This is a genomic window from Pseudomonas sp. J452 (genome assembly GCF_024666525.1).
In the GTDB taxonomy this organism is placed as follows: Bacteria; Pseudomonadota; Gammaproteobacteria; order Pseudomonadales; family Pseudomonadaceae; genus Aquipseudomonas.
This window is the reverse complement of record NZ_CP088294.1, coordinates 2,829,066-2,847,338: the sequence shown is the minus strand read 5'-3', so window position 1 is coordinate 2,847,338 and position 18,273 is coordinate 2,829,066. Positions and strand designations below refer to the sequence as shown.

At 63.3% G+C, this 18,273-nt stretch carries 19 protein-coding genes; 10 read left to right on the top strand and 9 right to left on the bottom strand.

Annotation, left to right across the window (positions count from 1 at the left end):
* Positions 1-133 precede the first annotated feature (133 nt).
* Positions 134-784 carry a YceH family protein gene (locus LRS11_RS12845; protein WP_260493377.1) on the bottom strand — a complete coding sequence of 217 codons (651 nt, stop codon included), beginning with the start codon at positions 782-784 and terminating at the stop codon, positions 134-136.
* A 179-nt stretch (positions 785-963) separates the two neighbouring features.
* On the opposite strand from LRS11_RS12845, the gene LRS11_RS12840 reads away from it, so the two are divergent.
* On the top strand, positions 964-1,629 hold the full coding sequence (locus tag LRS11_RS12840) for a COG3650 family protein (protein WP_260493376.1): 666 nt from the start codon (positions 964-966) through the stop codon (positions 1,627-1,629).
* A gap of 83 nt (positions 1,630-1,712) precedes the next feature.
* Here LRS11_RS12840 and LRS11_RS12835 read toward each other — a convergent pair whose 3' ends face one another.
* On the bottom strand, positions 1,713-2,843 hold the full coding sequence (locus LRS11_RS12835; RefSeq protein ID WP_260493375.1) for a PQQ-dependent sugar dehydrogenase: 1,131 nt from the start codon (positions 2,841-2,843) through the stop codon (positions 1,713-1,715).
* A gap of 420 nt (positions 2,844-3,263) precedes the next feature.
* Here LRS11_RS12835 and LRS11_RS12830 point away from each other — a divergent pair, with 420 nt between their 5' ends.
* Positions 3,264-3,986, top strand: coding sequence for an rRNA pseudouridine synthase (locus tag LRS11_RS12830; RefSeq protein WP_260493374.1), 723 nt, complete (start codon positions 3,264-3,266; stop codon positions 3,984-3,986).
* A 91-nt stretch (positions 3,987-4,077) separates the two neighbouring features.
* On the opposite strand, the gene LRS11_RS12825 is transcribed toward LRS11_RS12830, so the two are convergent.
* Positions 4,078-4,773 (bottom strand): substrate-binding periplasmic protein, encoded by a 696-nt coding sequence (locus LRS11_RS12825; protein ID WP_260493373.1) that lies wholly within the window; start codon positions 4,771-4,773, stop codon positions 4,078-4,080.
* A 177-nt stretch (positions 4,774-4,950) separates the two neighbouring features.
* Here LRS11_RS12825 and LRS11_RS12820 point away from each other — a divergent pair, with 177 nt between their 5' ends.
* Both LRS11_RS12820 and LRS11_RS12815 read left to right on the top strand, forming a co-directional pair.
* Complete coding sequence (locus LRS11_RS12820; RefSeq protein WP_260493372.1) at positions 4,951-5,184, top strand: hypothetical protein; 234 nt, start codon at positions 4,951-4,953, stop codon at positions 5,182-5,184.
* The gene (locus tag LRS11_RS12815) at positions 5,124-5,927 is read left to right on the top strand and encodes a zinc-dependent alcohol dehydrogenase family protein (protein ID WP_409519813.1); all 804 of its coding nucleotides are present in this window, start codon (positions 5,124-5,126) and stop codon (positions 5,925-5,927) included. The genes LRS11_RS12820 and LRS11_RS12815 overlap by 61 nt, the downstream gene beginning before the upstream one ends.
* Positions 5,928-5,974: 47 nt before the next feature.
* On the opposite strand, the gene LRS11_RS12810 is transcribed toward LRS11_RS12815, so the two are convergent.
* Positions 5,975-7,312 carry a DEAD/DEAH box helicase gene (locus tag LRS11_RS12810; RefSeq protein ID WP_260493370.1) on the bottom strand — a complete coding sequence of 446 codons (1,338 nt, stop codon included), beginning with the start codon at positions 7,310-7,312 and terminating at the stop codon, positions 5,975-5,977.
* A 233-nt stretch (positions 7,313-7,545) separates the two neighbouring features.
* Between LRS11_RS12810 and LRS11_RS12805 the strand changes: the two genes are divergently transcribed.
* From LRS11_RS12805 to LRS11_RS12795, 3 genes are all read left to right on the top strand, one after another.
* Positions 7,546-8,199 carry a 7-cyano-7-deazaguanine/7-aminomethyl-7-deazaguanine transporter gene (locus LRS11_RS12805; protein ID WP_260493369.1) on the top strand — a complete coding sequence of 218 codons (654 nt, stop codon included), beginning with the start codon at positions 7,546-7,548 and terminating at the stop codon, positions 8,197-8,199.
* Positions 8,200-8,313: 114 nt separating this feature from the next.
* Complete coding sequence (locus LRS11_RS12800) at positions 8,314-8,727, top strand: RcnB family protein (protein ID WP_260493368.1); 414 nt, start codon at positions 8,314-8,316, stop codon at positions 8,725-8,727.
* Positions 8,728-8,813: 86 nt separating this feature from the next.
* A complete protein-coding gene (locus tag LRS11_RS12795; RefSeq protein ID WP_260493367.1) occupies positions 8,814-9,377 on the top strand; it encodes a dihydrofolate reductase family protein in 564 nt (187 codons plus the stop codon).
* Between the two features lie 260 nt (positions 9,378-9,637).
* On the opposite strand, the gene rarD is transcribed toward LRS11_RS12795, so the two are convergent.
* From rarD to LRS11_RS12780, 3 genes are all read right to left on the bottom strand, one after another.
* Positions 9,638-10,534, bottom strand: a complete 897-nt coding sequence (gene rarD, locus LRS11_RS12790) for an EamA family transporter RarD (protein ID WP_260493366.1) — start codon at positions 10,532-10,534, stop codon at positions 9,638-9,640.
* 215 nt (positions 10,535-10,749) lie between these two features.
* Entirely contained in the window at positions 10,750-11,349 is a 600-nt protein-coding gene (locus LRS11_RS12785) for an FMN-dependent NADH-azoreductase (RefSeq protein WP_260493365.1), read from the bottom strand.
* Between the two features lie 297 nt (positions 11,350-11,646).
* Complete coding sequence (locus tag LRS11_RS12780; RefSeq protein ID WP_173204716.1) at positions 11,647-11,961, bottom strand: 3-phosphoglycerate kinase; 315 nt, start codon at positions 11,959-11,961, stop codon at positions 11,647-11,649.
* Between the two features lie 48 nt (positions 11,962-12,009).
* Here LRS11_RS12780 and LRS11_RS12775 point away from each other — a divergent pair, with 48 nt between their 5' ends.
* Genes LRS11_RS12775 through LRS11_RS12765 form a run of 3 tightly spaced genes read left to right on the top strand, consistent with a single transcriptional unit; the run spans position 12,010 to position 14,321 of the window.
* Complete coding sequence (locus tag LRS11_RS12775; protein WP_260493364.1) at positions 12,010-12,936, top strand: LysR family transcriptional regulator; 927 nt, start codon at positions 12,010-12,012, stop codon at positions 12,934-12,936.
* Between the two features lie 10 nt (positions 12,937-12,946).
* Positions 12,947-13,738, top strand: coding sequence for an alpha/beta fold hydrolase (locus tag LRS11_RS12770; RefSeq protein ID WP_260493363.1), 792 nt, complete (start codon positions 12,947-12,949; stop codon positions 13,736-13,738).
* Positions 13,739-13,754: 16 nt separating this feature from the next.
* Positions 13,755-14,321 (top strand): peptidylprolyl isomerase, encoded by a 567-nt coding sequence (locus LRS11_RS12765; RefSeq protein ID WP_260493362.1) that lies wholly within the window; start codon positions 13,755-13,757, stop codon positions 14,319-14,321.
* A 274-nt stretch (positions 14,322-14,595) separates the two neighbouring features.
* Here the strand turns inward: LRS11_RS12765 and fadD1 are convergent, their stop codons facing one another.
* Both fadD1 and fadD2 read right to left on the bottom strand, forming a co-directional pair.
* Positions 14,596-16,287, bottom strand: a complete 1,692-nt coding sequence (fadD1, locus tag LRS11_RS12760; protein WP_260493361.1) for a long-chain-fatty-acid--CoA ligase FadD1 — start codon at positions 16,285-16,287, stop codon at positions 14,596-14,598.
* A gap of 239 nt (positions 16,288-16,526) precedes the next feature.
* Entirely contained in the window at positions 16,527-18,215 is a 1,689-nt protein-coding gene (gene fadD2 / locus LRS11_RS12755) for a long-chain-fatty-acid--CoA ligase FadD2 (RefSeq protein WP_260493360.1), read from the bottom strand.
* Positions 18,216-18,273 lie beyond the last annotated feature (58 nt).

The following is an 18,273-nucleotide window of genomic DNA, read 5'->3' as shown; positions in this document are numbered from 1 at the left end:
GAGTCTTAATGAATCCTGAAGCTAGCGATAAGGGCCTGGCGATCTTCCCAGACAGCTCAGCCGATACCTATGTCCCCCGACTGAACACTGCGTGCACCAGTGCCCCTATGGAAGCCGAGGCATCCGCGTGGGCTCAGCCTTCCAGACGCGCCAGGCGCTCTTCCAGCGCCGTCACCCGGGCTTCCAGTTCGGCGATGCGGCTGTCGTCCACGCCACTGCTGCGCGGCGCGCTGTCGGCCTGGCTACGGGCAGCCAGCAGGGCGTCCAGATCGGCTGGCTCTCCGAGCAGGTGCATGTAGCGATCCTCGCGCTGACCGGACTGACGCGGCAGCAGAAATGCCAGGCCGCGGGCCGCCAGGCGCTCCAACTGGTGCTGCACTTCGGCGACATCATCGAACTGGAACAGGCGGTTGCTGCGCGTGAGCAATTCGTTGAGGGTCTGCGGGCCGCGCAACAGCAGCAGGCCGATCAGCGCCACCTGCGGTTTGACCAGTTCCAGGGTCTTGTCCGCCCGCTGCTCCCAGCGGTCGGCACGGCCGCCCATCACCAGGCGACTCAGGCCGCGTCCTTCGAGGCTGCGCAGGCCCTGGCCGACCTGGCCTTCGGTGAGGTTCATCAACGGCTCGCGGCTGGTCTTCTGGTTGCAGGCCAGGACCACGGCATTCACGGTGAGTGGGTAGGTTTCCGGCGTGGTGGCCTGTTTCTCGATCAGGCAACCGAGGATGCGCGCCTCGATGGCGCTGAGCGGGTCAATGCCCGGGGTGGTATCGGCTTCGCTGGACATGCGGCTATCCCTGGAGTGACAAAGGTCGCTAGCCTGACATGTGCACGGCCGGCTGGGAATCTTCGCTGTCATGCTGTCGGGCACATCGCCAAGCCGGCAGTACACCGGAAACCGCCGCAACCCTTGAGATCGACACAGGCTCTGGGTAACGTGGCCGCACTTTGCCCGGAGAGCCCGTCATGTCGCCTGCCCGTTCCCTGTTGTTCGTCCTCGTGCCGCTGTTCGCCGGTTGCCAGGTATTCAAGCAGCCTGAGCCACCGCTGCCCATGCAGCGTCTGCAGGGTGAGCTGAGCGCCGGCACTAGCGGCCTGCAGTTCCGTCCCTGCGGCGAGCAACGTCAGTTCAGCATCAGCAACGACGGCAGTACCGACATCGTGCGCGAAGCGGCAGAGCTGCTCGCCGACGGCCCCGGCCCGCTGTTCGCCGATGTCAGTGGCCAGCTCGGCGCCAGTTCGCTAGAGGGTGCCGATGGTCAGCTGCTGCTCAGCGAGGTGTACCGCATCCAGCGCGAAGGCCCGGCCTGCAACGAAGCCGGCTTCCAGCGCCTGCTTCTGCGCGCCAATGGCCATGAGCCGGACTGGAGCATCAACGTCACCGGCAAGGGCCTGGCCTTGCTGCGCCCCGGCCAGCCGGCGCTCGCCCTGCCCTATCTGGAAGAAGCACTGCCAGACGGGCGCTTCAGCCTGAGCAGCGAAGCCAACGGCCAGCGCCTGGACCTGTGGGTCGCCCCGCAACGCTGCACCGACAGCATGAGCGGCACGGTGCAGCACCTGAGCGCCGAGCTGCGCCTGGACGGACAGATCTACCGCGGCTGCGGCTCGTTCGGCGGCGCGCGTAACCGCTAGAACAGTTCACCACCTCAAGCCAGACGGGCACGGTGCGCGTGCACACCTCGGGGCAATGCCCGTCTTGACTCAGCTCCAGACTGCTAGGGCCGCAGCCCCAGGCGTAGCAATTTGCCGTCCGCCTCGTCGGTGAGCAGATAGAGATAGCCGTCCGGGCCCTGGCGCACGTCGCGGATGCGCCAGCCGCGCTCCGTCAGCAAGCGCTCCTCATGCACCACCTGGTCGCCATCGAGCTGCAGGCGGATCAGCGCCTGCCCGGCCAGGGCACCAATGAACAGACTGTGCTGCCAGGCCGGGAAGCGCTCGGCCGAATAAAACGCCATACCCGAAAGCGCCGGCGACTTTTCCCAGACATGCAGCGGCGGCTCCGTACCGGCCACTCGCTCCCCCTCGGCTTCCGGGATCGGCAGGAAGCTGTAGTTGACGCCGTGGGTCGCCAAAGGCCAGCCGTAGTTCTTGCCGGCCTGGGGAATATTGATCTCGTCACCGCCGCGCGGACCGTGCTCATGCAGCCACAGCTGGCCCGTCCAGGGATTGAGCGCCGCACCTTGAGGGTTGCGGTGGCCGTAGGACCAGATTTCCGCCCGCGCCCCGGCCCGTCCGACAAAGGGGTTGTCGGCCGGCACCCGGCCATCCGCCTGGATGCGCACCAGCTTGCCCTGCAACTTGTCGAGCTCCTGGGCGGTAGCGCGCTGGTTGTTCTCGCCCAAAGTGATGAACAGCAGCCCCTGGCGATCGAACACCAGGCGCGAGCCAAAGTGAATGCCACTGGACAGCTTGGGCGCCTGGCGAAAAATCACCTGGAACTGCTCCAGGCTGCGCCCATCGTCCGCCAGGCGCGCGCGCCCCACAGCCGTACCGGCCAAGTCGCCACTGGCAGCGGCCTCGGCATAGCTGAGATAGACCAGCCGATCGCGAGCAAAGTCTGGCGACAGCACGACATCCAGCAAGCCGCCCTGGCCCACCGCGAATACCGGCGGCACACCGGCGAGCGGCGCCGACAGCCGCCCCTTGGCATCCAGCCAGCGCAGGCGCCCCGGCCGCTCGGTGATCAGGCTGCCCTGAGCATCCGGTAGAAAAGCCACGCTCCAGGGATGCTCCAGGCCACGCACCACTTCGTGCAGCTGCAGCACGCCCAGTTCGCTCTCCTCCACATCCGCCAGCGTCAGCAGTGGCAAGCCCAGGAGCAGGCTGAGCAGGAAATTTCTGACCATGTTGATATCTCCATTAGGGTCTGTTGCCGTTTCGTTCGCGAACCGCGTTGCTGCGCAAAATCGCGCCAGGCTAGGCGCGGGACGCCGGCAATGGTCATTCCCTTGGCAAGTCCCGCAACGACGCATGGCGCGATTTTGCGCGCAACCCGCAGGGACGGGCCTGTTTTTGCGCGGAACGTCATTACTCGACGGCTCATTTGGACGATCAAACCTCGCGTCTCGCGCGATCCACATGGATGTGGTGAATGCAGCAAGCCCGCCGGGAGCGGGCGCTGCCTAGCCCCGCGCAAAAACGGGCTCCGTCGCGGCCGTGAACGAAACGGCAAAAGACCCTAGCACCGCATTCTTGTAGCCCAATCCCGGTAGAGGCTCCCAGCCGGTTACAATCACCTTTCATTTCCTTTTGTGACTGCTACCACCATGAGCGAACCCGAGCGCCTGTCCAAACGCCTGACCCAACAGCTGCCCTGCTCGCGCCGCGAGGCGGAGCTGTATATCGAGAACGGCTGGGTCACCGTCGACGGGCGCGTGGTGGAAGAGCCGCAGTTCAAGGTGCGCGACGAAACCATCGCCCTGCTGCCCGGCGCCGTGGCGGAAACCCTGCCGCCGGTGACCATCATCCTGCACAAGCCCGCCGGCCTGGGCTGCGGCATGGGGGCCAACTCCGTACAGCAACTGCTGACACTGGCCAACCAGATGGAAAACGATGCCAGCGGCATTCGCCCGTTGCAGCGCCATTTCACCCGCCTGGACATGCTCACCCCACTGGAAACCGATGCCAGCGGCCTGCTGGTGTTCAGCCAGAACCGCTCGGTGATCCGCCTGCTCAAGGACGACGCCGACCAGCTGGAACACGAATACGTGGTCGAGGTCGGCGGCGAGATGGTCGGCAACGGCCTCAAGCGCCTGGCCTTCGGTCTCAGCTACAAGGGTGTGACGCTGGCCCCGTGCAAGGTCAGCTGGCAGAGCGAAAACCGCCTGCGCTTCGCCATCAAGGCGACCCAGCCGGGACAGATCCGCTTCATGTGCGAAAGCGTCGGCCTGCAGCTGGTGGGAATTCGTCGCCTGCGTATCGGCCGCACCGGCATGGCCAAGCTGCCGGTTGGCCAGTGGCGCTATCTGGGGCCGAACGAGAAGTTCTAAACCGGCTATTGCGGCGTTGTAGTTGGGCTACCGATGCGGCTTCCACCACCAGTCTGCGCCGATTGTCGCGATAAAGATCGCAGACCGGCCCTCAGTAGTCGGCGTAGCGTTGCTCGATCCGCAGATACTCACCATTGGCCCGTATCGTCGCCAGGCCGAGTTCGAAACGCTCGCGCTGCTCGTCCAGGCGAAAACCAACGCTATAGGGTGTCGCCGGCAGCAACATGTACCAGGTCAGCGGCTGAGTGGTATCGACCTGCTCGGCCACTTCGCGATTGAAATAGCGCAGGATCCGCGAGTCCCCCACCACCACATCGATGCGGCCACTGTAGAGCAGACGGTTACGGTTGATCTGCTGGGCCTCCTCGCGATAGCGCGGATTGGCTTCGGCCATGGCCTGAAACTCCGGCCCCAATAGAAAACGGGCACGCTGGAAGGTGCTGATCGAGTAATTCGCCAGCTCGGCGATACTGCTGATTCGATAGCCGCGCGCGGACAAGGCCACCGCCGCGTTGTGATAGTGGATATAGGGCACCGAGTAGTAGGCCTCGATACCGCTCTGCGGATTGGTCGTAGCGATGCCGTCCAGCTCGCCCCGGCGCAGCGCCAGGTGCAGGCGCTCCATCGGCGCGTAGCGTGCTTCCAGGGTAAAGCCCGCGGCGCTCACCGCCGCGGCGACGATGTCGTACTCCAGGCCGCGTGCTTCATTCTCGAAGATGTAAGGCGGTTTGTGCGTGCCGAAACCGATGTGTAGCGGCTCGGCCATTACGCCGGATGCCAGCAGCATCAACCCCCATAGCCAACAGCGACACGGCATGCCTGCACCCCCAAAGAATCTTTCTAGGATAGGCCCAGCAGCGCGTGCCGCGCCATCACCATGGCGTATGTCCGGGGATTCATCCATGGCCGGCGACTAGGGGCTAGACTGCGTGGGTCTGTTCCATGGATCGTTTGGAGAAACCCCATGCTCAAAGCCGAATACCAGCACCGCGGCAAGGTGCCTCAGGATGTTATCGAAGCGGTCGAACTGACCCTGCCAGCGCTGCCGGCCGGCCAGGTACTGGTCAAGGTGCTGGCTGCGCCGATCAACCCGTCCGACGTGCTCACTCTGACTGGCGAGTACGGCATGCTGCCCCCCTGCCGGCAATCGGCGGCAACGAAGGCGTCGGCCGCGTCGAAGCCCTGGGTGAAGGCGTGAGCAACCTCAAGGTTGGCCAGACCGTGCTGCTGCCGGTCGGTAGCGGTACCTGGGTGACCCACCTGCACGCCGCCGCCAACAAACTGATTCCGCTGCCGGACGCCGATCCGCAGCAACTGGCGATGATGACCATCAATCCACCGACCGCCTCCTTGCTGCTCAGCGAGTTTGTCGACCTCAAGCCTGGCGACTGGGTGATCCAGAACGCGGCCAACTCGGGCGTCGGTGGCTACCTGATCCAGCTGGCCAAGCTGCGCGGCTTCAAGACCATCAACGTGGTGCGCCGCGAGTCGGCCATCGCCGAGGTCAAGGCCGAAGGCGGTGATGTGGTACTGGTGGATGGTCCGGACCTGCACAAGCGGGTACGCGAAGCCACTGGCGGCACCCCGGTACTCCTGGGTATCGATGCCATTGGCGGCACGGCCACCGACCACCTGGCCGCCTCCCTTGGCGAAGGCGGCACTCTGGTCAACTACGGTTTGATGAGCGGCCAGCCGTGCCAGGTTTCGGCCGCCTCGTTCGTCTTCCGCGACGTGACCCTGCGCGGCTTCTGGCTGGCCAAGTGGTTCCAGAAGGCCACCCCGGCCGAGCAGTTCAAGGTCTTCGGCGAGCTGACCCAACTGATCGCTGCCGGCAAGCTCAAGGCACGCGTCGCCGCCACCTTCAATATCAGCCAGATCAAGCAGGCCATTGCCGCAGCCGCCAGTGGCGAACGCGGCGGAAAAGTCCTGATCGTTCCCTGATAGAACCAGCCAGGCAATAAAAAAGGGGGCCATCTGGCCCCCTCTTTTTATTCCGCCGTCGGCTTCTTGCGCTTGAGCGGTGCCAGGCCATCCTGGCTGACCACCGCGGAGGGGGCATTGTTCGGTCGCGCAGTCGGCTTGCGCTTCGGTGCGGCCGCCTTGGCGCCCGGTTTCTTGGCGTCCTTCTTGTCGACCTTTTTCTTCTTCGGCCCGACCGGCTTGCCGGAGGCCTTGAGGTTCTTCGGCCCCTGGTAGATGCCCTTCAGGTCCTTGATATTGCGCCGTTCGAAACGCTGTTTGAGGTAGCGTTCGATGCTCGACATCAGGCTCCAGTCGCTGTGGGTAATCAGCGAGATCGCCAGGCCTTCGCCACCGGCACGCCCGGTACGACCGATGCGGTGCACGTAGTCATCGCCGGAACGCGGCATGTCGAAGTTGATCACCAGATCCATACCGTCGACATCCAGGCCACGGGCGGCCACGTCGGTAGCGACCAGGACCTTGGCCCCGCCCTGCTTGATGCGGTCGATGGCCAGCTTGCGATCCTTCTGATCCTTCTCGCCGTGCAGCACGTACACCTTGTGCTCGGCCGCCACCAGCTTGCCCCACAGGCGATCGGCCTGGACGCGGGTGTTGGTGAAGATGATCGCCTTCTGGTAGGTCTCGTTGGCCAGCAGCCACTCGACCAGCCGTTCCTTGTGGTAGTTGTGGTCGGCAGTGATGATCTGCTGGCGGGTGCCCTCGTTCAGCTCGCTGACGCTGTTGAGCTTGAGGTGCACCGGCTCGCGCAGCACGCTGGCGACCATCTCGCGCAAGCCATTGCCGCCACTGGTGGCGGAGAACAGCATGGTCTGCTGACGGTTGCTGCACTCCTTGCCCAGGCGCTGCACGTCTTCGGAGAAGCCCATGTCGAGCATGCGGTCGGCTTCGTCGAGGATCAGCACTTCCACGTCGTTGAGCTTGAGGGTGCCGGCGTTGAGGTGTTCGAGCAGGCGCCCCGGAGTGCCGATGAGGATGTCCGGCACCTTGCGCAGCATGGCCGCCTGTACCTTGAAGTCTTCGCCGCCGGTGATCATCCCCGACTTGATGAAGGTGAACTGGGAGAAACGTTCGACTTCCTTGAGCGTCTGCTGCGCCAGTTCGCGGGTCGGCAGCAGGATCAGCGCACGGATGGTTACCCGCGGCAGGGCATCGCCCATCAGGCGGTTGAGCAGCGGCAGGACGAAGGCCGCGGTCTTGCCGCTGCCAGTCTGCGCCGTCACCCGCAGGTCGCGCCCTTCCAGTGCCGGCGGAATCGCCGCTTGCTGCACCGGCGTCGGCTCGGTGAAGTTGAGCTCGGCGACGGCCTTGAGCAGGCGTTCATGCAGGGCGAATTGGGCGAACACGGGGGATACCTCGACAAAAATCAGCAAAACAGCCGCATAGATTACCGGTTGTCAGGGTAAATGACCGCCTCTGTTATGCAAAAAGCCACTCAGCACCGGCCGAACGGCAGTTTTTCGCCCCACAGCTGCTGTTTGTTTTTTGTACAAAGCTGAGCAAGCAGATAGAATGCGCGCCGCCTGCCAATCCCGGCAGGCATGGGTTCCCTAACCCCATTCATTAAAAAGGTCCCGCTATGTCCCTGCTTCCCGAGCAGCGTCGGCGCTCTGCGCTGGCGGTGCTGATTGCCTTCCACATCCTCATCATCATCGCCAGCAACTACCTGGTGCAGCTGCCGATCACTCTGTTCGGCTGGCATACCACCTGGGGCGCATTCAGCTTTCCGTTCATCTTCCTCGCCACCGACCTGACCGTGCGCCTGCTCGGCAAGGGCCCGGCGCGCCAGGTGATCGCCCGGGTCATGCTGCCGGCGCTGCTGGCTTCCTACGTGGTCTCGGTGCTGTTCCAGGAAGGCGCCTTCCACGGCCTGGCGGCGTTGAGTGAGTTCAACGAATTCGTCCTGCGCATTTCCGTGGCCAGCTTCCTCGCCTACGTGCTCGGGCAGATCCTCGATATCCAGGTCTTCGACCGTCTGCGCCGCCTGCCGCAATGGTGGATCGCCCCTACCCTGTCGACCATCGTCGGCAATCTGCTGGATACCTTCGCCTTCTTCTCCGTGGCCTTCTGGCGCAGCAGCAATGCCTTCATGGCCGAGCACTGGGTGGAAATCGCCAGCGTGGACTACGGCGTCAAGCTGGCCGTCAGCCTGATGCTGTTCGTGCCGCTCTACGGCCTGCTGCTCAACGCCATCCTGCGTTTGCTGGCTGGGCGGGCTCGCGTGGCAGCCTAAAGGTTGCACAGGAAGCGGAGACGGCCTTGGCATTTCCCCGGAGCCCGGCAACACTCAGGGAACACCCAGCGTCCACCGGGCTCCAATGCCTTGTCACCACACGGAGTAGTCAGTATGTCGCGCTCAACCCTTCTCGTACTCACCGGCCTGGCCCTGGCCATTGGCCTCAACGCTGCCAACGCCGCACCCAAGCACGATAAACACAGCAATGAGGGTAAGCATGGTGGTGGCGAGGATGTTCAGGTCGACCTGCGCGGACCGACCATCGACATCGGCCAGGTGCGTATCACCCTCGGCAACAACCGCGAGCTGATCGGTCCGGCGCAAGCGCTGCCACCGGGTATCCGCAAGAACCTGGCGCGCGGCAAGCCGCTGCCGCCCGGTATCGCCAAGCGCTTCGACAGCCGCCTGCAGGGGCAACTACCGTACTACGCTGGCTACGAGTGGCAGCAGGTTGGTACCGATGTGGTACTGGTCGCCATTGCCACCGGCATCATCTATGAAGTGCTGCAGAACGTACTGGACTGAGTCGCAGGAAACTTTGCCGGCGCAACGCGGCTCCAAACTCTAGCGACCCGCGGGTGGTCGCCTTGGGCTGACTGAGAACCGCGCACTTGAAACCAGCATTGATCTATTACGTGGCCGCCAGCCTGGATGGCTATATCGCCCGTCCGGATGGGCGGGTGGACTGGCTGCAACCCATCGAAGCCTCTGGCGACGACCACGGCTACCAGGCTTTCTACGCCAGCATCGATGGCCTGCTGATGGGCCGCGGCACCTATGACACGGTGCTGGGCTTCGCCGGCGACTGGCCCTACCCCGACAAACCTTGCCGGGTGCTGACCCGCCACCCCATGGAGCAGGCACCGGCAGGCGTGATCGCCCGGCATGCCAGCCCTGCGGAAGCCCTCCACGAACTCGAAGAACTGGGTTGCCAACGTATCTGGCTGGTCGGTGGCGGCGCCCTGGCCGGCACCTGCTTTGCGGCAGGTTTGCTCGACGAACTGGTGGTCAGCCTGGTGCCTTACCTGCTCGGTGCCGGCATCCCGCTGTTTGCCACCGGCCTGGAACGCCACCTCAAGCTGCATGAGCAGCGCAGCTTCAGCAGCGGCGTGGTGCAGCTGCATTATCAGGTCCTGCCAGAGAACGCCCTGCCGGACAGTTTTCAGCAGACATAGGGTCTGTTCCCGTTTCGTTCACGGCCGCGACGGAGCCCGCTTTTGCGCGGGGCTAGGCACGAGACGCGAGGTTTGGTTGTCCAAATGAGCCGTCGAGTAACAACGTCCCGCGCAAAAGCGGGCCCCTGCGGGTTGCGCGCAAAATCGCGCCATGCGGCGTTGCGGGACTTGCCAAGGGAATGACCATTGCCTGCGTCCCACGCCTAGCCTGGCGCGATTTTGCGCAGCAACGCGGTTCGCGAACGAAACGGGAACAGCCCCTAGAGCACCTGCCGCGCCTGCTTGCGCAACAGGCGCGCGCTATCCCAACCGGTCAGCAGCACGGCCAGCCAGATCGGCGCATAGGTCCACAGCTGCAGGGGATCGAAGGACTCGCCGAGAAACAAGACCGCCAGGGCAAACAGCAGCACCGGCTCGACATAGCTGAGGATGCCGAACAGGCCCAACGGCAGCAGGCGACTGGCCGCCATCATCGCACCGAAGGCCAGGGCGCTGAGCAACCCCAGCCCCGGCAACAACCACCAGAGTTGCGGTGCCTGGTCGAATACCCCGAGCGGGCCATGGGCATGGATCAGCCAGATCGCCAGGGGCGTCAGCACCAGCATCTCCAGGATGAAACCGGACAACGCATCCAGGCGCATCCAGCGACGCAGCATGAAATACGGCGGATAACCCAGGGCCGCCACCAGCGTCACCCAGGAAAACGCCTGGGTCAGCCACAACTCATGGGCCACACCGAGCAGCGCACAGACCACCGCCAGGCGTTGCAGCGGGCGCAGACGTTCGCCGTAGAACAGCCGGCCGACCAGAACCATGGCCAGCGGCAGAAGGAAATAGCCGAGCGACACTTCCAGCATGCGCCCGGCCAGCGGCGCCCAGACGAACAGCAACCACTGCACCCCCATCAGCGCCGCAGCCAGCAGCAGGGCCGGCAACAGCAGCGGCTCGCGGCGCAGGCGCGTAAAAGCTGCGCCCAATACCGTCCACTGGCGCGCCAGGGCGACCAGCAGCAGGACGGCAGGAATCGACCAGAGAATGCGCTGGGCGAACACCTGCACGCCATCCAGCGGTGCCAGCTCGCGCACATAGCCGGGAATCAGCACGAACAGCACCGACGCTGCCACCGACAGCGCCACACCACGACCAGACAAGTGCACGGGAGCCTCCGGCCCTGATTAAGTGGCGACGATATCAGCACAGGATGTGCAATATTTCAAACACAGTTACACAGGAAAGCAGGCATACAGCCGGATAAAAAATGACCCGCCAGGCGCAAGGCCTAGCGGGTCAAACGTCGGGCCGAGGAGCACGGCCCGGAGGGAAGATCGGTATTACAGAGCCTGTTTACGATCTTTTGATCGTAGACAGGTTTTCAGGCGACCTTGGCCAGCTGCTCACGCGCCTGGGCCAGGCCCTTTTCGAGGAACTCGGCGCCCATGTTCAGGCCTTCGGCATGGATGAAGGTCACGTCGTGGATGCCGACGAAGGCCAGCGCCTGGCGCAGGTAGGGCTCCTGGTGATCCATCGCGCTGCCGCTGTAGACGCCGCCACGGGCGGTCAGCACATAGGCGCGCTTGCCAGTCAGCAGGCCTTGCGGGCCGGCTTCGGTGTATTTGAAGGTGACGCCGGCACGCAGCACATGGTCTAGCCAGGATTTCAGGGTGCTGGGGATGGCGAAGTTGTACATCGGTGCCGCCAGGACCAGTACATCGGCGGCCAGCAGTTCGTCGGTGAGCAGGTTGGAACGGGCGGCAGCGGCCTTCTCCACTTCGTTCTGCTGCTCGGTCGGCTTCATCCAACCGCTGAGCAGGTCGATATCCAGATGCGGCACCTGCTCCACGGCCAGGTCGCGGACCTGGATCTGATCCTGCGGATTGGCGGCTTGCCACTGGCCGATGAAGTCGGCGGTCAGCTGACGGGATACGGAACCTTCTTTACGGGCGCTGCTTTCGATAACCAGGACACGGGACATTTGGCTTACCTCCATCGGGGGTTGTTGTGCGTCGATGGGGGCAGATTAGGGTGATACAGATCGATTAAAAAGCGCAAAAAACCGCTATTACCTATCGATTAAGTTGATTTGTAGGCAGCCCCGCACTAGGCTGCCAACAGCTCTGCTTAACGCTTCAGAACCTGTTTACGATCTTTTGGACTAGAGCCAGACAAGGCAAAAATAGCCGAGGAAGCGGAGTTTACGAGCTGTAAATGAGCATTTCGAGGCTGTTTTTAACGCCGTATGGCCGACGGCCAGGAGATCGTAAACAGGTTCTCAGATGGGCTTGCAGGTCAGGTCGACACGCAGCTTGATCACCTGACGGCCGAACTTCACCGTCAGGTTGCTGTTCTGCCCCGGCGCCAGATCGATCTTGCGCGTACGCGGCGCATCCGGGCCATTGCGGAACGTGGCCTTGCACTGGGCAGCGCGCTGACCGTAGTTGTAGAGCATCACCGAGCCGATATCGCTGTCGATATCCTCAAGCGTCGCCGACACTTCGGCGCCATTCATCTGCTTGTTCATTTCTACCGGATAAGCCACGGCGGTGAGCGGCAACAGAGTGACCAGAGCCAGGCAAAGCTTTTTCATGCAGCGTCTCCTTCAGGGGACACCAAGAGTAGAGAAGAGGAAGCAACGATGAAAGCGCCCCGTGTCACCCTTGATCAATGGCGCACGCTGCAGGCGGTGGTCGACCACAACGGCTTCGCCCAGGCCGCCGATGTGCTGCATCGCTCGCAATCCTCGGTGAGCTACACGGTGGCACGCATGCAGGAACAGCTCGGCGTGCCGCTGCTGCGCATCGACGGGCGCAAGGCGGTGCTGACCGAGGCCGGCGAAGTGCTGCTACGGCGCTCGCGGCAACTGGTCAAGCAGGCCAGCCAGCTGGAAGACCTGGCCCACTACATGGAACAGGGCTGGGAAGCCGAAGTGCGCCTGGTGGTCGACGCCGCCTACCCCAACGCACGCCTGGTGCGCGCCCTCTCCGCCTTTATCCCGCAAAGCCGCGGCTGCCGCGTGCGCCTGCGTGAAGAAGTGCTGTCGGGAGTCGAGGAAGTGTTGCTGGAAGGCACCGCCGACCTGGCTGTCACCAGCCTAAATATCTCCGGCTATCTGGGCACCGAGCTGTGCAGCGTCGAGTTCGTCGCCGTCGCCCATCCTGATCACGCCCTGCACCGCCTGCAGCGCGAACTGACCTTCCAGGACCTGGAGAGCCAGATGCAGGTGGTAATCCGCGACTCCGGCCGCACCCAGCCGCGCGATGTCGGCTGGCTCGGCGCCGAGCAGCGCTGGACGGTTGGCAGCCTGCCCACCGCCGCCTCATTCGTCAGCAGCGGCCTGGGCTTCGCCTGGCTGCCGCGTCACCTGATCGAGCGCGAATTGCGCGAAGGCCTGCTCAAGCCCCTGCCATTGGCCCAGGGCGGCACGCGCAACCCCTCCTTCTCGCTGTATGCCAACAAGGAAAAGCCGCTGGGCCCGGCCACGCAGATTCTCGTCGAACTGATCAAGACCTTCGATGCCGCCCCACTCGATGCGCCGTTCGCCGCGCCCCTACCCGCCAACTGAGGGCCCAGCCATGTCTTATTTCGAACACGCCGGCTGCCAGTTGCACTTCGAGGACCATGGCCAGGGCACACCACTGCTGCTGGTACACGGTCTGGGCTCAAGCATCCGTGACTGGGAATACCAGGTGCCGCTGCTCAGCCGCAGCCACCGGGTGATCGCCCTCGACGTGCGTGGCCACGGCCGTTCCGGCAAGCCGCACGAGGCCTACAGCATTGCGCAGTTTGCCGACGACGTGGCCGCCCTGATCGAGCACCTCAAGCTCGGCAAGGTACACCTGGTCGGTATTTCCATGGGCGGCATGATTGCCTTCCAGCTTGGCGTCGAGCGCCCTGAACTGCTGCATAGCCTGACCATCGTCAACAGCACCCCGGAAGTGCGCGCCAAGAGCCTGGGCGACTGGTGGCAGCTGGGTAAGCGCTGGGCACTCTCGCGCCTGCTCAGCCTGGAGACCATCGGCAAGGGCCTGGGACGCATCCTCTTCCCGCGTCCGGAACAGGCCGAGCTGCGGCAGAAGATCGAGCAGCGCTGGCCGCAGAACGACAAACGCGCCTATTTGGCCAGCCTGGATGCCATCATCGGCTGGAGCGTCTGGGAACACCTGGGCAATATCACCTGTCCTACGCTGGTGATCAGCGGTGACCGCGACTACACCCCGGTGGCGCACAAGGAACGCTATGTCGAGCGGCTGCCCGACGCGCGCCTGGTGGTCATCCCGCAGTCGCGCCATGCCACACCGATGGATCAGCCCGATCAGTTCAACACGACCCTGCTGAGTTTTATTGGCTCAGTCGAAAAACCCTGAAAACAAGGACCTACCCATGCTGAACAAACTTGCCCTCGCCGCCTGCAGCCTGCTGCTCAGCCTCAACCTGATGGCCGCCGAGACTGCCACCGAGAATCCCCATGTGCTGCTGACCACCAGCCTCGGTGAAGTCGAGATCGAGCTGGCCGCCGACAAGGCGCCGATCAGCGCCAAGAACTTCCTCGCCTATGTGGAATCCGGTTTCTACGACGGCACCCAGTTCCACCGGGTGATCCCCGGTTTCATGGTCCAGGGCGGCGGCTTCGATGCCGACATGGGCGAGAAAGACACCCAGGATCCGATCAAGAACGAGGCCGACAACGGCCTGCGCAACCTGCGCGGCACCCTGGCCATGGCCCGCACCCAGGTCGTCGACTCGGCCACCAGCCAGTTCTTCATCAACCACAAGGACAACGCCTTCCTCGACCACGGCGGCCGCGACTTCGGCTATGCGGTGTTCGGCAAGGTAGTGCGCGGCATGGAAGTGGTCGACAAGATCGCCCAGGTACCGACCGGCAACCGCGGCATGCACCAGAACGTACCGCGCCAGCCGGTGCTGATCATCTCTGCCAAGAAGCTCTGAGCACCTGCCTACGATCTGCGGCACGCCGGCTATTCGGCGCAAAACAGCCTTGGAGCGCGGCTTGTTTAGCGCGCCCCAAAGGGCGAGTGAAACGAGCCATGCTCATTACGGCTCGTAAACTTCGCTTCCTCGGCTGTTTTTCTCTATCTCGCGAGATCATAAGCAGCCCCTGAATGCCTCTTTTCAGGCGCGGGCCCTGCCCTCCTTGGAAGCAGCACCGCGCAGAAACGACAAAGCCCCGCCGAAGCGGGGCTTTATCATTGCAGCGCAGGCATCAGGCCTTGGCGGCGATCTTCTTCAGCTCTTCGTCACGCAGCTCGCGGCGCAGGATCTTGCCGACGTTGGTGGTCGGCAGGCTGTCACGGAACTCGACAGTGCGCGGCACCTTGTAGCCGGTAAGGTTGGCACGCATGTGCTCCATCACCTGCTCCTTGGTCAGGCTTTCGCCTGGTTTGACCACCACGAAGACCTTGATCGCCTCGCCGGACTTCTCGTCCGGCACGCCGATGGCGGCGCACAGCAGCACGCCCGGCAGGGTCACCAGCACGTCTTCCAGCTCGTTCGGGTAGACGTTGAAGCCGGACACCAGAATCATGTCCTTCTTGCGGTCGACGATGCGCATGAAGCCGTCATCCTGGATCACGGCGATGTCGCCGGTCTTCAGCCAGCCATCCTTGTCGAGCATCTCGTCGGTGGCTTCCTGGCGCTGCCAGTAGCCTTTCATCACCTGCGGGCCCTTGACGCACAGCTCGCCACGCTCGCCCATCGGCAGGTCGTTGCCGGCGTCGTCGATGACCTTGCACAGGGTCGACGGAACCGGGATGCCGATGGTGCCGATCTGGATGTTCTGGAACGGGTTGACCGACACCACCGGGCTGGTTTCGGTCATGCCGTAACCTTCGCAGATGGCGCAGCCGGTGACGGCTTTCCAGCGCTCGGCCGCAGCCAGTTGCAGGGCCATGCCGCCAGACAGGGTCAGCTTCAGCGCGGAGAAGTCCAGCTTGCGGAAGTCTTCGCTGTTGCACAGGGCGACGAACAGGGTGTTGAGGCCGACGAAGGCGCTGAACTTCCAGTTGCCCAGTTCCTTCACGGTGCCCGGCAGGTCGCGCGGGTTGGTGATGAGGATGTTGTGGTTGCCGGTGAGCATCATCGCCATGCAATGGAAGGTGAAGGCGTAGATGTGATACAGCGGCAGCGGGCAGATGACGATCTCACAACCCTCGTTGAGGTTGGAGCCCATCAGCGCCTTGGATTGCAGCATGTTGGCGATCAGGTTGCGGTGGGTCAGCATCGCACCCTTGGCCACGCCGGTGGTGCCGCCGGTGTACTGCAGTACGGCGACATCGCCGTTGTGCGGGCTGGCTTCCTTGACCGGCTTGCCACGGCCCTTGGCCAGGGCCTGGTTGATCGATACGGCCTGCGGCAGATTGTAGGCCGGGACCATCTTCTTCACATGCTTGACGACGAAGTTGACCAGGGTGCGCTTGAGCAGCGGCAGCATGTCGGCGACTTCGGTGACCACCACGTGCTTGATGCCGGTCTTGGGCAGCACTTCCTCGGCCAGGTGGGCCATGTTGGCCAGGCAGACCAGGGCCTTGGCGCCGGAGTCGTTGAACTGGTGTTCCATCTCCCGCGCGGTGTACAGCGGGTTGGTGTTGACCACCACCAGGCCGGCACGCAGGGCACCGAATACCACGACCGGGTATTGCAGGACGTTGGGCAGCTGCACGGCGATGCGGTCGCCGGGCTGAAGGTCGGTGTGATTCTGCAGATAGGCGGCAAAGGCGCCGGACAACTCGTACAACTCACCGTAGGTGAGTGTCTTGCCCAGGTTGCTGAACGCAGGCTTGTCGGCAAAGCGTTGGCAGGACTGTTTCAGTACGGTCTGAATATTGGGGTACTGGTCGGCATCGATCTCGGCAGCGATCCCGACAGGGTACTTGTCCTTCCAGAAGTTTTCGGTCATGAAAAGCCTACTCCTGAGCAACAGCTTATTTACACCGCGCAATGGCGGTTATTTTTTGTGATTGGTGTGCGTTTTCGCCGACGGGTCGGCAAAAAATCGGGCCGAGAGTAGCAGCTTTGCCAAACACCGACTAGCACCAAACCTGCCCCGAACGGTCATAAAAATGACCACCCAATGCTGGACGGTCATTTTCTTGACTATCCGGAAAACTTCTCCGGACAGCAGGCAGCATAGGGCTTTTAGGCGATATCGCGCAGTTCGCGACGCAGAATCTTGCCGACCGGTGTCATTGGCAAGGCGTCCCTGAAGACGATGTGCTTGGGCACCTTGTAGCCGGTGAAGTTCTCCCGGCAGAAGGCCTTCAACTCTTCCACGCTGATACCGCCCTCGCGCGGCACGACGAACAGCTTGACCGCCTCGCCGGATTTCTCGTCCGGCACACCGATGGCCGCGCAGCTGGCAACCTTCGGATGAGCCATGACCACGTCCTCGATCTCGTTGGGGTACACGTTGAAGCCAGAGACGATGATCATGTCCTTCTTGCGGTCGACGATGCGTACATAGCCGTCCGGGTCGATCACCGCCACGTCACCGGTCTTGAACCAGCCTTCGGCATCCAGTACCTCGGCGGTGGCTTCCGGGCGCTGCCAGTAGCCTTTCATCACCTGCGGGCCCTTGATGCACAGCTCGCCACGTTCGCCGATCGGCTGCTCGACACCGTCGTCATCGATCACCTTGAGCGCCGTGCCTGCCACCGGAATGCCCACGGTGCCCAGGCGCGCCAGCTTGCCGTAGCAGTTGGTGGTGGCGACCGGCGCAGTTTCGGTGAGGCCGTAGCCTTCGACAATGGCGCAACCGGTCATCTGCTGCCAGCGCTCGGCCGTGGCCTTAACCAGCGCGGTGCCGCCGGAGTTGGTCAGCTTGAGCCGGGAGAAATCGAGGTTCTTGAACTCGGGATTGTCCATCAGCGCAACGAACAGGGTGTTGAGCCCCAGAAACGCGGAGAACTGCCACTTGCCGAGCTCCTTGACGAAGCCCGGAATGTCGCGCGGATTGGTGATCAGCACATTGTGGTTGCCGCTGACCATCATGCACATGCAGTTCGCGGTGAAGGCATAGATATGGTAGAGCGGCAGCGGCGCGATCATGATCTCGCCACCCTCCTTCATCAGCGGCTGGCCGTCTTCCGCCGTCTGCTGCAGGCAGTTGTGCACCTGCTGCATGTTGGCGATCAGGTTGCCATGGGTCAGCATGGCGCCCTTGGCCACGCCCGTGGTGCCACCGGTGTACTGCAGCACGGCGACATCGTCGAAAGCGACCTTGGCCGGTTTCAGTGCATGCCCGCGACCATTGCGCAGCACGTCCTTGAATGCCAGTGCCTGCGGCAGGCTGTAGTCCGGCACCAGCTTCTTGACCTTATTCACCAGGGTATTGACCAGCCAGCCCTTGAGGCTCGGCATCAGGTCGCCCATGCGCGCTTCGATCAGGTACTCGATCGGGGTGTCGGGCAGCACGTCCTGCACCGACTTGCCGAAGGTATTGAGGTAAACCAAGGCCCGTACACCAGCATCATTGAACTGGTGACGCATCTCGCGCACGGTGTACAACGGGTTGGTGTTGACCACGATCAGGCCGGCGCGCATGGCACCGAACACGGCAATCGGGTACTGCAGGATATTGGGCATCTGCACGGCGATACGGTCGCCGGGCTTGAGGTCGGTGTTTTTCTGCAACCAGCCGGCGAACGCCGCTGAATGGCGCTCCAGCTCGGCATAGGTCAGCGTGACACCGAGGTTGCTGAACGCCGGTCGGTCAGCGAACTTCTTGCAGGAACGCTCGAACACTTCGACCACCGAGCGGTAGGTGGAGAGATCGAGTTGATTGGAGACCCCAGCCGGGCGTTTGTCGTCCCAAAAGTCAGGTTGCATTGTTGTTATTCCCCTTGACCTGAAAATCCTAACCGACCGTCAAGACAACAGCCGGGCT

Excerpts from the sequence above, each read along its gene's own strand:
- LRS11_RS12845 (WP_260493377.1), bottom strand. The coding sequence starts at position 784 with ATGTCCAGCGAAGCCGATACCACCCCGGGCATTGACCCGCTCAGCGCC.
- LRS11_RS12840 (WP_260493376.1), top strand. The coding sequence starts at position 964 with ATGTCGCCTGCCCGTTCCCTGTTGTTCGTCCTCGTGCCGCTGTTCGCC.
- LRS11_RS12835 (WP_260493375.1), bottom strand. The coding sequence starts at position 2,843 with ATGGTCAGAAATTTCCTGCTCAGCCTGCTCCTGGGCTTGCCACTGCTG.
- LRS11_RS12830 (WP_260493374.1), top strand. The coding sequence starts at position 3,264 with ATGAGCGAACCCGAGCGCCTGTCCAAACGCCTGACCCAACAGCTGCCC.
- LRS11_RS12825 (WP_260493373.1), bottom strand. The coding sequence starts at position 4,773 with ATGCTGCTGGCATCCGGCGTAATGGCCGAGCCGCTACACATCGGTTTC.
- LRS11_RS12820 (WP_260493372.1), top strand. The coding sequence starts at position 4,951 with ATGCTCAAAGCCGAATACCAGCACCGCGGCAAGGTGCCTCAGGATGTT.
- LRS11_RS12805 (WP_260493369.1), top strand. The coding sequence starts at position 7,546 with ATGTCCCTGCTTCCCGAGCAGCGTCGGCGCTCTGCGCTGGCGGTGCTG.
- LRS11_RS12800 (WP_260493368.1), top strand. The coding sequence starts at position 8,314 with ATGTCGCGCTCAACCCTTCTCGTACTCACCGGCCTGGCCCTGGCCATT.
- LRS11_RS12785 (WP_260493365.1), bottom strand. The coding sequence starts at position 11,349 with ATGTCCCGTGTCCTGGTTATCGAAAGCAGCGCCCGTAAAGAAGGTTCC.
- LRS11_RS12780 (WP_173204716.1), bottom strand. The coding sequence starts at position 11,961 with ATGAAAAAGCTTTGCCTGGCTCTGGTCACTCTGTTGCCGCTCACCGCC.
- LRS11_RS12775 (WP_260493364.1), top strand. The coding sequence starts at position 12,010 with ATGAAAGCGCCCCGTGTCACCCTTGATCAATGGCGCACGCTGCAGGCG.
- LRS11_RS12770 (WP_260493363.1), top strand. The coding sequence starts at position 12,947 with ATGTCTTATTTCGAACACGCCGGCTGCCAGTTGCACTTCGAGGACCAT.
- LRS11_RS12765 (WP_260493362.1), top strand. The coding sequence starts at position 13,755 with ATGCTGAACAAACTTGCCCTCGCCGCCTGCAGCCTGCTGCTCAGCCTC.
- fadD1 (WP_260493361.1), bottom strand. The coding sequence starts at position 16,287 with ATGACCGAAAACTTCTGGAAGGACAAGTACCCTGTCGGGATCGCTGCC.
- fadD2 (WP_260493360.1), bottom strand. The coding sequence starts at position 18,215 with ATGCAACCTGACTTTTGGGACGACAAACGCCCGGCTGGGGTCTCCAAT.